Consider the following 12,430-nt stretch of genomic DNA (forward strand, 5'->3'; position numbering starts at 1 on the left):
CTGTTACCACTCCCACACTTTTGATGGTGTGACTACCGCAGGTAGCGGAATATCCCACTCTTCCACAGGCAGGGCCTGAATGCCCTGACAGTCATGCGCGTAGCCCACGGGCTGTAAGTTGTAGGCGCGCCAGTTTTGCAGGGTGCGATCGTAAAAACCGCCGCCCATACCTAAACGCTGGCCTTGTTCGTCGAACGCCACCAGCGGCGTAACCAACACATCCAACTGATTAAGCGGCAGGACATCGCGCACGTCCAGTTTCGGCTCCTGAATCTTCAGGCGATTAATCACCAGTTCGCTGTGCGGGTGGTAATGCAGAAAGAGCAGATTGCCCGGGCTAAACGGGTGCAGCACTGGCAGGTAAACCCGCTTTCCGCTGCGCCAGAGTTGTTCAATCAACGGCTGGGTATCCAGTTCACCGTCGAAAGAGAGAAACAGCGCCACGGTATGCGCCATCACGACGGGCGGATATGCCATCATGCGCGCGGCGGCCTGCTGGGCAAAATGCGCCTGCTGCTCGCTGCTTAGCGCACGTCGACGCTGGCGGATAAGTTTGCGGATTTCTTGTCGCGAAGAGGGAAAATCAGGAAGTTGCGTCATGGTTTTGGGTAGAAAAAGAAGGGAATCTCCGAGATGCCGCCGCAGGCTGTAACCCTTGAACCCTTGGTTCAAGGTGAATGCGTCGTCATGATTTTAAGGCTTCTCGGACGGACCGAGCATGCTCACCAACCATGGATCGCCACATTCTTGTGGTATGAAATATCGGCTCAGGGGACTGGCCCGCTTGCAAACATCTCAGAGAAATTTTGTCTTCACGATCACTCTACCACAGTTGATCCTGAAGTGTTATTCAAACTTAGGCCCCGGCCTGTCTGTTATGCGACCCTGATCAAGCAATGCCTGTTCGATGGTCTGCTGTAACATTCGGATACGCTGTTCCATGTTGGCTGCGTATTCGCGGGTTTTTGCCTTTTCCTGAGTCAGCTCGTAGCTGATGTTCAGCGCGGCGATAAACACCAACTGCTCAGTATTTGTGACTCTAGTGCGAACTTTCAGATCTTGCAACCGCTGATTCAGATCCTCCGCAGCCTGGTTAAGAGCGTCCCTCTGTTCAGGCGGGCAGTTCACTCGCAGTGAACGACCAAAAATTTGGATATCGACGGGTTGTGCAGACATGCCACCTTCCTGCTGTTTGACTGCGCTCTGCCTTCGCATCCGAGTCCTGGGCTGCGAAGGGGCGACACTATAAGCTAGCCTGGTGAGCACTTTCAAGTTTTTTGCGTCTATACCTTAATGACTCATGTCACATGCAATGGCATGTAACGTGAAGTATCACGGGTATATCACCAGGGGCCAAAGTGGTAGCATATCATGAATATTCCCCCCAACGACGACGAATGCGTATGTCTATACAGAACGAAATACCTGGTTACAACGATGTAGGCCAGTTGCTTAACCAACAGGGCGTGGGGCTGCTTCCTGCCGAAATGCATGGGCTTATCGCGGGGATGATCTGCGGTGGCAACAATGACAGCTCCTGGCAGCCGTTGCTGCATGATTTAACTAATGACGGGCTGGCTTTTGGTCATGAGCTGGCACAGGCACTGCGGGCAATGCACGCGGCGACCAGCGATTCACTGGAAGACGACGGCTTTTTGTTCCAGCTCTATTTGCCGGAGGGCGATGATGTTAGCGTTTTCGACAGAGCCGATGCACTGGCTGGCTGGGTAAACCATTTCCTGCTCGGGTTAGGCGTCTCGCAACCGAAGCTCGACAAAGTGACTGGCGAAACCGGCGAAGCGATTGACGATTTGCGTAACATCGCACAACTGGGTTATGACGAAGAAGAAGATCAGGAAGAGCTGGAAATGTCGCTTGAAGAGATCATCGAATACGTCCGCGTGGCTGCGTTGCTGTGCCACGATACGTTCACGCACCCGCAGCCGACCGCGCCGGAAGTGCGTAAGCCGACGTTACATTAATTCGTCTTGTAGGAAGGAGGTGTCATGACACAGCTTGAGTTTCTCCGTCGTCGCCAGACATTGCTGGCGCAGATGGTTCCGGGTAGCGCGGCATTGATCTTTGCCGCGCCGGAAGCGACCCGCAGCGCAGACAGTGAATACCCGTATCGTCAGAACAGCGATTTCTGGTACTTCACCGGTTTTAACGAACCCGAAGCGGTGCTGGTGCTGATAAAGAGCGATGACACCCACAACCATAGCGTGCTGTTCAACCGTGTGCGTGATAAAACCGCCGAGATCTGGTTTGGCCGCCGCCTTGGTCAGGAAGCCGCGCCGGCAAAGCTGGGCGTCGACCGTGCGCTGGCGTTCCCGGAGATCAATACCCACCTTTATCAGTTGCTCAATGGCCTCGACGCGGTTTATCACGCGCAGGGTGAGTATGAGTACGCGGATACCATCCTGTTCACTGCGCTGGAGAAGCTGCGCAAAGGCGCGCGACAGAATCTGACAGCGCCCGCCACGCTGACTGACTGGCGTCCGATCGTCCACGAGATGCGTCTGTTTAAGTCGGCCGAAGAGATCGAGGTGATGCGTCGCGCCGGGGAGATCTCCGCGCTGGCGCATACCCGCGCCATGCAGGTTTGCCGTCCAGGAATGTTTGAATATCAGCTTGAAGGTGAAATTCAGCATGAATTTAACCGCCACGGCGCGCGTTTCCCGTCCTACAACACCATCGTCGGTTCGGGGGAGAACGGCTGCATCCTGCACTACACCGAAAATGAAAGCCAGATGCGTGACGGCGATTTAGTGCTGATTGATGCTGGCTGCGAATATATGGGATACGCCGGGGATATTACCCGCACCTTCCCGGTAAACGGGAAATTCAGCCCGGCGCAGCGTGAAATTTACGACATTGTGCTGGCATCGCTGGAACGTGCGCTGGAACTGTTTCGTCCGGGCACCTCCATCCAGGCCGTCACCGGCGAAGTAGTGCGCATTATGATCACCGGTCTGGCGAAGCTTGGCATTCTGCAGGGCGAAGTCGATGAATTGATCGCAAAAAATGCCCACCGCCCATTCTTTATGCACGGGTTAAGCCACTGGCTGGGGCTGGATGTTCATGACGTCGGCGTTTACGGCCAGGACCGTTCCCGCGAGCTGGCGCCAGGCATGGTGTTGACCGTTGAGCCGGGCCTCTATATTGCCCCGGATGCGGATGTTCCCGAGCAGTATCGCGGCATTGGTATTCGCGTGGAAGATGACATCGTTATTACCGAAGAGGGTAACGAGAATCTCACCGCCAGCGTGGTTAAAAAGGCGGATGATATCGAAGCACTGATGGCGGCGAGCCGTTCATGAGTGTGATTATTGTTGGCGGCGGCATGGCCGGTGCGACGCTCGCGCTGGTCATTTCACATCTGACGCAGGGGAAATTACCGGTTCACCTGGTAGAGGCTACAGCACCGGGTGCTCACCATCATCCTGGTTTTGATGCCCGTGCTATTGCGCTGGCGGCAGGCACGTGCCAGCAGCTTGCGCGCGTCGGGATCTGGCAGGCGATAGCCCGTTGTGCAACGCCCATTTCAACCGTTCATGTCAGCGATCGTGGTCACGCCGGTTTTGTCACGCTGGATGCGCAGGATTATCACCTTGATGCGCTGGGCCAGGTGGTTGAGCTGCATGATATCGGCCAGCGGCTCTTTACCTTGCTGCAAAATGCTCCGGGCGTGACGCTGCATTGCCCCGATCGGGTCAGCAGTTTTACCCGTAATGAGCAACAGGTATCGGTAACGCTGGAAAGCGGCGAGCTGATTATTGGCCAGTTGCTGGTCGCGGCGGACGGTTCCCGTTCGGGCATGGGCGAGCAACTGGGGATCCTCTGGCAGAAAACGCCCTATCACCAGGCCGCAGTCATTGCCAACGTCACTACCTCTGTTCCGCATCAGGGACGCGCATTCGAACGTTTCACCGAGCACGGGCCGCTGGCGATGCTGCCGATGTCGCAGGGGCGTTGTTCACTGGTGTGGTGTCATCCGCTGGAAAAACAGCAGCAGGTGACTGGCTGGTCTGACGAACGTTTTTGCCATGAGCTACAAAAAGCTTTCGGCTGGCGTCTGGGACGTATTGAACACGCCGGAAAACGCAGCGTTTATCCCCTGATGTTGACTAACGCGTCGTCGCCGGTCTCTCATCGTGCGGTGCTGGTCGGCAATGCGGCTCAGACGCTGCATCCTATCGCCGGACAAGGATTTAACCTCGGAATGCGCGATGTTATGACGCTGGCGGAAACGCTGGCGGAGGCATGGGCGAAGCAGAAAGATGTCGGCTGTTATCCGGTGCTGACGCGCTACCGTCACCAGCGCCAGGCGGACAAAAGCGCCACCATAGGCGTTACCGACGGGCTGGTGCATCTGTTTGCCAACCGCTGGGCGCCGCTTGTCGTCGGGCGCAATATCGGGCTGATGGCGATGGAACTATTTACCCCGGCGCGCGATGTGCTGGCGCAGCGTACCCTCGGTTGGGTAGCCCGTTAATCAAAGGAGCAAAGAGTGCAGAGTGTTGATGTTGCGATTGTCGGCGGCGGCATGGTTGGTCTGGCGCTGGCTTGCGGGTTGCAGGGGAGTGGTTTACGGGTTGCGGTGCTGGAGCAGAATGTTCCGCAGCCGCTGGCGGAAGATGCACCACCGGCGCTGCGCGTATCGGCGATTAACGCCGCCAGCGAAAAACTTCTGACGCATCTTGGCGTGTGGTCAAACATCATTGCCCATCGCGCGGGACGCTATCACGGCATGGAGGTGTGGGACAAAGACAGCTTTGGCCGCATCTCCTTTGACGACCAAAGCATGGGCTATCCTCACCTTGGCTATATTATTGAAAACGCAGTGATTCATCAGGCGCTGTGGGATAAAGCTCAGCAGTGTCAGGATGTCACTATGATTGCCCCAGCCGAATTACAGCAGGTGGCCTGGGGTGAGAACGACGCGTTCCTCACCTTAAAAGATGGCACGATGCTCACGGCCCGGCTGGTGGTCGGGGCGGATGGCGCGAACTCCTGGTTGCGTAACAAAGCGGATATTCCGCTAACTTTCTGGGATTATCACCATCACGCGCTGGTAGCGACCATTCGCACCGAGGAGCCACATCAGGCCGTCGCGCGGCAGGTGTTCGATAACGATGGCATTCTGGCGTTTCTGCCGCTGAACGATCCACATTTATGCTCGATCGTCTGGTCGTTGCCGCCGGATCAAGCGAAAACGCTGCAACAGGCCAGCGATGAGACGTTCAACCAGGCGCTGTGCGTGGCCTTTGATAATCGTCTTGGTCTGTGCCGCGTGGAAAGCGAGCGCCAGGTTTATCCGCTCACCGGTCGCTATGCGCGCCACTTCGCCGGTCATCGTCTGGCGCTGGTGGGCGATGCTGCGCATACCATCCATCCGCTGGCCGGGCAGGGCGTAAATCTGGGCTTTATGGATGTTGCGGAATTGATTACCGAGCTGCGCCGTCTTCGCCGTGAAGGAAAAGATATCGGCCAGCATCTCTATCTGCGTCGCTACGAGCGCAGCCGTAAACACAGTGCGGCGCTAATGCTGGCGGGAATGCAGGGCTTCCGCGAACTGTTTGCCGGATCGAACCCGGCGAAGAAGCTGTTGCGTGATATTGGTCTGAAACTGGCGGATACCCTTCCGGGGGTAAAAACACAACTGCTGCGCCAGGCGCTCGGCCTGAATGACCTTCCGGAGTGGTTACGTTAACCCCATCACATTTCCCTTCCCGCAAACGGGAAGGGGACTCCCTGCCTCATTTGAAATATTCTAATTTCACCTCGTTTTTCGGATTAGATTTACTCATGTATGATTTTTCGCACTGCAGAAAAAATGATGCTTTTGCGGAGTGAAATATTGAAATAGGGCGCAACTACGTCGCTTTATTGATGTTTTGTGTGGGTGATTTAGTTTTTATCTGGCACAAAACTCTGTTGCTGTTTTTAGCTAAATAGGTCATAAGCTAATGTGATGGCCCATTTTCTCTTATGGTTAAGTGCCGCTTTCGGTGTTAAGTTCAGGCAAAAGATAACGTTTGCGTCGGCGTCCGAAATGGCCGTTGACGCTGGTCGTTTTGGCGAAATGAACGCCGCCGAAAAACGTGATAGCGCAGCTTATTCGACGAGGACAAGATGGCTCAGCAGACCCCTTTGTATGAACAACACACGCTATGCGGCGCCCGCATGGTGGATTTCCATGGCTGGATGATGCCGCTGCATTATGGCTCGCAGATTGATGAGCACCACGCAGTGCGTAGCGATGCCGGGATGTTCGATGTTTCGCACATGACCATCGTCGATCTGAAAGGCAGCCGCACCCGGGAGTTTCTGCAATATTTGCTGGCAAACGATGTGGCCAAACTCACGAAGCCCGGCAAAGCCCTCTACACCGGCATGCTGAATGCCTCGGGCGGCGTGATTGATGATTTGATCGTCTACTACTTTACCGAAGACTTCTTCCGCCTCGTTGTAAACTCCGCCACCCGCGAAAAAGACCTCTCCTGGATTACCCAACACGCCGAACCTTTTGCCATTGATATCACCGTCCGTGACGACCTGTCGCTGATCGCGGTTCAGGGGCCAAACGCGCAGGCGAAAGCCGCCAGCCTGTTTACCGATGCGCAGCGCAGCGCGGCCGAGGGAATGAAACCGTTCTTCGGCGTTGAAGAGGGCGAGCTGTTTATCGCGACCACGGGCTACACCGGTGAAGCGGGTTACGAGATTGCCTTGCCGAACGAAAAAGCCGCCAGCTTTTGGCAGGATCTGCTGAAAGCGGGCGTAAAACCTTGCGGACTCGGCGCCCGCGATACGCTGCGCCTGGAAGCGGGCATGAATCTTTATGGCCAGGAGATGGATGAAAGCATCTCTCCGCTGGCTGCCAATATGGGCTGGACCATCGCCTGGGAACCGCAGGATCGCCAGTTCATCGGTCGTGAAGCGCTGGAGCAACAGCGCGAAAAAGGCACCGAACAGCTGGTTGGTCTGGTGATGACGGAAAAAGGTGTGCTGCGTAATGAGTTACCTGTGCACTTTACTGATGCGCACGGCAACGTGCAAAAAGGTGTGATCACCAGCGGGACCTTCTCGCCGACGCTTGGCTACAGTATTGCACTGGCGCGCGTTCCGGCCGGAATTGGCGAAACGGCAATTGTGCAGATCCGTAACCGCGAAATGCCGGTCAAAGTGACCAAACCTGTTTTTGTGCGCAACGGCAAAGCTGTCGCGTAACGTAATTTTTATCTGGAGAGAATAAAATGAGCAACGTACCGGGCGAACTGAAATACAGCAAAGAACACGAATGGCTGCGCAAAGAAGCAGACGGTAGTTATACCGTTGGCATCACTGAACATGCTCAGGAACTGCTGGGTGATATGGTGTTTGTCGACCTGCCGGAAGTGGGCGCGACCGTTAGCGCTGGCGATGACTGCGCCGTTGCCGAATCGGTAAAAGCCGCTTCTGATATCTACGCGCCGATTGGCGGTGAAATCGTAGCCGTTAACGATGCGCTGAATGACTCTCCGGAGCTGGTTAACAGCGAGCCGTACGGCGAAGGCTGGATCTTCAAAATCAAAGCCAGTGACGAATCGGAAGTTGCTGCGCTGCTGGATGCAACGGCATACGCCGCATTGTTAGAAGACGAATAAATACGCGTCATCCTTCACGTTGCAGGCGCGTTGGCTTGCTCGCTCACCCAGTTACTTACTGATGTAAGCGCCTGGGGATTTGCAGCATCGCCGCCTTCCTGCAACGCGAAAGCTTTAGCGTATTCAGATAATTTCCGAATACGATTCACCGCACGTTTCAGGAACCATCGCTCATGACTCAGACGTTAAGTCAGCTTGAAAATCGCGCCGCATTTATCGGCAGGCATATTGGCCCGGACGCATCGCAACAGCAGGAGATGCTGAACACCGTAGGGGCAGATTCGCTAAATGCCCTGATTGCGCAGATCGTACCGAAAGATATTCAGCTCGCCACGCCGCCGCAGGTGGGTGAAGCTACCACCGAATTCGCCGCGCTTGCCGAACTGAAAGCCATCGCGGGCCGCAACAAGCGCTTTAAGTCTTACATTGGCATGGGCTACACCGCAGTGCAGTTACCGCCGGTGATCCTGCGTAATATGCTGGAAAATCCAGGCTGGTACACCGCGTATACGCCGTATCAGCCGGAAGTATCGCAAGGGCGCCTGGAAGCGCTGCTCAACTTTCAGCAGGTGACGCTGGATTTGACCGGCCTGGATATCGCCTCTGCTTCCCTGCTGGATGAAGCGACCGCCGCTGCTGAAGCGATGGCGATGGCGAAGCGCGTGAGCAAACTGAAAGGCGCTAACCGTTTCTTCGTTGCCGATGATGTGCACCCGCAAACGCTGGATGTCGTGCGCACGCGCGCCGAAACCTTCGGGTTTGAGGTGATTGTTGATGCGGCTGACAAAGTACTGGATCACCAGGATGTCTTTGGTGTTCTGCTGCAACAGGTTGGCACCACCGGCGAAGTACACAATTACAGCGCGCTGATTGCGGAGCTGAAAGCCCGCAAAATCGTGGTCAGCGTCGCTGCCGATTTTATGGCACTGGTGCAGTTGACGGCGCCAGGCAAGCAGGGTGCCGACATCGTGTTTGGCTCCGCTCAGCGTTTCGGCGTGCCGATGGGCTACGGCGGTCCGCACGCGGCATTCTTTGCTGCTAAAGATGAATTCAAACGCTCCATGCCTGGGCGCATTATCGGGGTTTCCAAAGATGCTGCCGGTAACACCGCGCTGCGCATGGCGATGCAGACCCGCGAACAGCATATCCGCCGCGAGAAAGCCAACTCCAACATCTGTACTTCACAGGTGTTGCTGGCCAATATCGCCAGCCTGTACGCGGTGTTCCACGGCCCGGAAGGGCTGAAACGCATTGCGGGCCGCATTCACCGCCTGGCCGACATTCTCGCTACCGGCTTGCAGCATAAGGGGCTGAAACTGCGTCATGCGCACTACTTCGATACGCTGTGCGTTGAGGTCGCGGATAAAGCCGCCGTGCTGGCGCGCGCTCAGGCGCATGAGATCAACCTGCGCAGCGACATTCTGAACGCGGTGGGTATTACGCTGGACGAAACGACCACTCGCGAAGATGTGCTGGCGCTGTTTAGTGTTCTGCTGGGCGACAATCATGGTCTGGATATTGATGCGCTGGACAAAGATGTTGCGCTCGATAGCCGTTCCATTCCGCAGGGGATGCTGCGCGATGATGCGTTCCTGACGCACCCGGTTTTCAACCGTTATCACAGCGAAACCGAGATGATGCGCTATATGCACTCTCTGGAACGCAAAGATCTGGCGCTGAATCAAGCGATGATCCCGCTGGGTTCCTGCACCATGAAACTGAACGCGGCAGCCGAAATGATCCCTATCACCTGGCCGGAGTTCGCGGAACTGCATCCGTTCTGCCCGCCGGAACAGGCTGAAGGCTATCATCAGATGATTACTCAGCTTTCCGAGTGGCTGGTCAAGCTTACCGGTTACGATGCGCTCTGCATGCAGCCAAACTCCGGCGCACAGGGAGAATACGCAGGCCTGCTGGCCATTCGCCACTACCACGAAAGCCGCAACGAAGGTCATCGCGATATCTGTCTGATCCCAAGTTCCGCGCACGGCACTAACCCTGCGTCGGCGCAGATGGCGGGGATGCAGGTGGTGGTCGTTGCCTGTGATAAAAACGGCAACATCGACCTTGCCGATTTGCGCGCGAAAGCTGAGCAGGCGGGTGATAACCTCTCCTGCATTATGGTGACCTATCCGTCCACTCACGGCGTATATGAAGAGACGATCCGTGACGTGTGCGAAGTGGTGCATCAGTTTGGCGGCCAGGTTTACCTCGATGGCGCAAACATGAACGCCCAGGTGGGCATTACTTCGCCGGGCTTTATCGGCGCGGATGTGTCCCACCTCAACCTGCATAAAACGTTCTGTATTCCGCACGGCGGTGGCGGTCCGGGTATGGGGCCGATCGGCGTGAAAGCGCATCTGGCGCCGTTTGTTCCGGGGCACAGCGTGGTGCAAATCGAAGGCATGTTGACGCGCCAGGGGGCGGTTTCTGCCGCACCGTTTGGCAGCGCGTCGATTCTGCCGATTAGCTGGATGTATATCCGGATGATGGGCGCGGAAGGGTTGAAGCAGGCCAGCCAGGTGGCGATTCTCAATGCTAACTACATCGCCAGCCGTCTGAAAGAGGCGTTCCCGGTGCTGTATACCGGGCGCGATGGCCGTGTGGCGCATGAATGCATTCTCGATATTCGTCCGTTGAAAGAAGAGACCGGGATTAGTGAACTGGATATTGCTAAGCGTTTGATTGACTATGGTTTCCATGCTCCAACCATGTCTTTCCCGGTTGCTGGTACGCTGATGGTGGAGCCGACAGAATCGGAAAGCAAAGTCGAACTGGATCGTTTTATCGATGCGATGCTGGCGATCCGTGGCGAAATCGACCGCGTGAAGCAGGGCGAATGGACGCTGGAAGATAACCCGCTGGTGAACGCGCCGCACACCCAGAATGAGCTGGTGGCGGAGTGGAACCACGGTTATACCCGCGAGCTGGCCGTATTCCCGGCAGGCTTCACAAACAAATACTGGCCAACCGTCAAACGTCTGGATGATGTCTACGGCGACCGTAACCTGTTCTGCTCCTGTGTACCGATGAGCGAATATCAGTAATTCGCTGATTCAGCTATTTTTTAAGGGCGCTTCGGCGCCCTTTGCTTTTGGGGAACGGTGATGATTGTAGTAGTGATGCGCGCCGCGTCAGGCAAGAAGCAGCTGAACGCTTTACCATGATTCACATACTGCAGTGCTCGTTATGTTTTGATCTGCAGCAGCTCAGGGAAAACCCTTCGTCACCGGCGTTAACCCAACAGGTTGCCGGATAAGTCTGATACTTAACCCTGCTCCCGCAGCGAGGCAGCACGCCATTGTCAGGACTGCGACGACAAACGCATGGGTGATATCCGTCGCGCTATGGCTGTCGCCCACAATACTGTAAAAAATACCGCCCATCACCGCGACGCTGAGCGCGGTGCTGACTTGCAAAGCTGAGCTGGTGATGCCGGCAATCATGCCTGCAAATTCCGGTGCGACGCGGCCTGTTAGCATGCGCATCAGCATTGGCATCGCCAGACCCTGGCCAAAACCGGTGATAAACAGTAGCGCGGCGAGTTGCGTCATTGCGGGAGTCGCGCCCGTCGCCGTTGCGGTCACCAGCCATGCCAGTCCGGCTAAACCCGCGGTTTCGCATCCCATCCCGATCGTGCTCAGGTAATTTCCGGCAAAACGCCGCAGGTACGGGGTGAGCAACGGCCCAATCAGAAAACCAGCGCCAAAAGGCAGAAAAATCAGGCCAGCCGTTAGCGCATCGACATGCAGTGCGCTTTGCAGGTAAACCGAAAACAGTAAAAAGAATGCTGCGATGGAATAGAACAACAGCGCGATCGCCAGCCCGCAACCCAGCCCTGGCGCTCGTAACGCGACAGGATCCAGCAGCGGTGAGCCGCCATGACGGCTGAGGCGTATTTCATAACGCCATAAAAGCGAGGCCAGCAGTGGAGCTGCAAGGAATAGTAGCCATGTCCACCAGGGCCAGCCCGCCTCACGGCCTTCAATCAACGGAATAATCAGTGCGCTCAGCGTTGCTGTTGCCAGAAGCATGCCGCCGGGATCAAGTTTGCGGGCATGTGGCGCCCGTGTCTCTTTCAGCAATGGAATACCAAAAACAATCACCAGCAGCGCCACTGGCAGGTTAACAAGAAAAATGGCCCGCCATCCCAGGTTGAACAGATTCAATGTAATCAGGATGCCGCCCAGCGCCTGTCCGATAACGGAGGCAAGGCCAAACACGGCACCATATAAACCCAGCGCTAACGGCTTCTCTGTTTCAGGAAAAATGGCCTGCACGGATGCAAGTGCCTGCGGTGCCATGACGGCGGCCGAAGCGCCCTGGAGTGCGCGCCCGACAATCAACACCCACGGCGATCCGGCGATCCCGCACAACAGTGATGCAGCCGCAAAACCAATCAGCCCAAGGAAAAACATCCTGCCACGACCATACAGATCACCCAGCCGTCCACCAGTGATTAAGGTGGTCGCATATACCGCGGCATACGATGAGATAACCAGTTGCTCCGCAGAAGACGAAGAGGCTAAATCGCTCTGGATTGACGGGAGCGCCACATTAACGATAAAAAAATCGAGTGGTGGCAGGAAAGCTCCCACCAATAAAATTACGAACATCGCCCAGCGACGAGGTTCAGCGTGCGTCATGTTATGTGCTGACATAACCCCTCCCGGAAACCCTGCGGTTTCCAATCAAGCAAAATGGGTAGAACAAATGAAACATGTGGATTCGTGTGCGGAGGTATCCCGGCTCTCTCCTGCATGCGAACAGCCTGGCAGCCTTTA

The 12,430-nt window shown here is 56.1% G+C and carries 10 protein-coding genes and 1 other RNA gene; 7 read left to right on the plus strand and 4 right to left on the minus strand.

Annotated elements, in window-relative coordinates:
• Positions 1-3: 3 nt before the first annotated feature.
• The 3 genes from CWM66_RS19170 to zapA form a co-directional block, all read right to left on the minus strand.
• Positions 4-600 (minus strand): 5-formyltetrahydrofolate cyclo-ligase, encoded by a 597-nt coding sequence (locus CWM66_RS19170; protein ID WP_072439431.1) that lies wholly within the window; start codon positions 598-600, stop codon positions 4-6.
• 21 nt (positions 601-621) lie between these two features.
• Positions 622-805, minus strand: a non-coding RNA gene (ssrS, locus tag CWM66_RS19175) — 6S RNA.
• 41 nt (positions 806-846) lie between these two features.
• Complete coding sequence (zapA, locus tag CWM66_RS19180; RefSeq protein WP_035889588.1) at positions 847-1,176, minus strand: cell division protein ZapA; 330 nt, start codon at positions 1,174-1,176, stop codon at positions 847-849.
• 227 nt (positions 1,177-1,403) lie between these two features.
• On the opposite strand from zapA, the gene CWM66_RS19185 reads away from it, so the two are divergent.
• The 7 genes from CWM66_RS19185 to gcvP all read left to right on the plus strand — a co-directional run bounded on the left by CWM66_RS19185 (position 1,404) and on the right by gcvP (position 10,693).
• Positions 1,404-1,982 (plus strand): YecA family protein, encoded by a 579-nt coding sequence (locus tag CWM66_RS19185; RefSeq protein ID WP_007370237.1) that lies wholly within the window; start codon positions 1,404-1,406, stop codon positions 1,980-1,982.
• A gap of 24 nt (positions 1,983-2,006) precedes the next feature.
• Positions 2,007-3,320 (plus strand): Xaa-Pro aminopeptidase, encoded by a 1,314-nt coding sequence (gene pepP / locus CWM66_RS19190; protein WP_072439433.1) that lies wholly within the window; start codon positions 2,007-2,009, stop codon positions 3,318-3,320.
• A complete protein-coding gene (gene ubiH / locus CWM66_RS19195; protein ID WP_007370239.1) occupies positions 3,317-4,495 on the plus strand; it encodes a 2-octaprenyl-6-methoxyphenyl hydroxylase in 1,179 nt (392 codons plus the stop codon). Before pepP ends, ubiH begins: the two co-directional genes overlap by 4 nt.
• Before the next feature lie 15 nt (positions 4,496-4,510).
• On the plus strand, positions 4,511-5,713 hold the full coding sequence (gene ubiI, locus CWM66_RS19200; RefSeq protein WP_007370240.1) for an FAD-dependent 2-octaprenylphenol hydroxylase: 1,203 nt from the start codon (positions 4,511-4,513) through the stop codon (positions 5,711-5,713).
• A 422-nt stretch (positions 5,714-6,135) separates the two neighbouring features.
• Complete coding sequence (gcvT, locus tag CWM66_RS19205; RefSeq protein ID WP_035889592.1) at positions 6,136-7,230, plus strand: glycine cleavage system aminomethyltransferase GcvT; 1,095 nt, start codon at positions 6,136-6,138, stop codon at positions 7,228-7,230.
• A 26-nt stretch (positions 7,231-7,256) separates the two neighbouring features.
• Positions 7,257-7,646 carry a glycine cleavage system protein GcvH gene (gene gcvH / locus CWM66_RS19210; protein WP_007370242.1) on the plus strand — a complete coding sequence of 130 codons (390 nt, stop codon included), beginning with the start codon at positions 7,257-7,259 and terminating at the stop codon, positions 7,644-7,646.
• 173 nt (positions 7,647-7,819) lie between these two features.
• Positions 7,820-10,693 (plus strand): aminomethyl-transferring glycine dehydrogenase, encoded by a 2,874-nt coding sequence (gene gcvP, locus CWM66_RS19215; protein ID WP_007370244.1) that lies wholly within the window; start codon positions 7,820-7,822, stop codon positions 10,691-10,693.
• Between the two features lie 162 nt (positions 10,694-10,855).
• On the opposite strand, the gene CWM66_RS19220 is transcribed toward gcvP, so the two are convergent.
• The gene (locus tag CWM66_RS19220) at positions 10,856-12,307 is read right to left on the minus strand and encodes an MFS transporter (RefSeq protein ID WP_071921391.1); all 1,452 of its coding nucleotides are present in this window, start codon (positions 12,305-12,307) and stop codon (positions 10,856-10,858) included.
• Between the last annotated feature and the right edge of the window lie 123 nt (positions 12,308-12,430).

The organism is Kosakonia sp. H7A (assembly GCF_003028445.1).
Taxonomy (GTDB): Bacteria; Pseudomonadota; Gammaproteobacteria; order Enterobacterales; family Enterobacteriaceae; genus Kosakonia; species Kosakonia radicincitans.

Bases quoted from the DNA above. Each gene is read 5' to 3' on its own strand.
- ubiH (WP_007370239.1), top strand. From the start codon at position 3,317: ATGAGTGTGATTATTGTTGGCGGCGGCATGGCCGGTGCGACGCTCGCG.
- gcvT (WP_035889592.1), top strand. From the start codon at position 6,136: ATGGCTCAGCAGACCCCTTTGTATGAACAACACACGCTATGCGGCGCC.
- pepP (WP_072439433.1), top strand. From the start codon at position 2,007: ATGACACAGCTTGAGTTTCTCCGTCGTCGCCAGACATTGCTGGCGCAG.
- CWM66_RS19220 (WP_071921391.1), bottom strand. From the start codon at position 12,307: ATGTCAGCACATAACATGACGCACGCTGAACCTCGTCGCTGGGCGATG.
- CWM66_RS19185 (WP_007370237.1), top strand. From the start codon at position 1,404: ATGTCTATACAGAACGAAATACCTGGTTACAACGATGTAGGCCAGTTG.
- zapA (WP_035889588.1), bottom strand. From the start codon at position 1,176: ATGTCTGCACAACCCGTCGATATCCAAATTTTTGGTCGTTCACTGCGA.
- CWM66_RS19170 (WP_072439431.1), bottom strand. From the start codon at position 600: ATGACGCAACTTCCTGATTTTCCCTCTTCGCGACAAGAAATCCGCAAA.
- gcvH (WP_007370242.1), top strand. From the start codon at position 7,257: ATGAGCAACGTACCGGGCGAACTGAAATACAGCAAAGAACACGAATGG.
- gcvP (WP_007370244.1), top strand. From the start codon at position 7,820: ATGACTCAGACGTTAAGTCAGCTTGAAAATCGCGCCGCATTTATCGGC.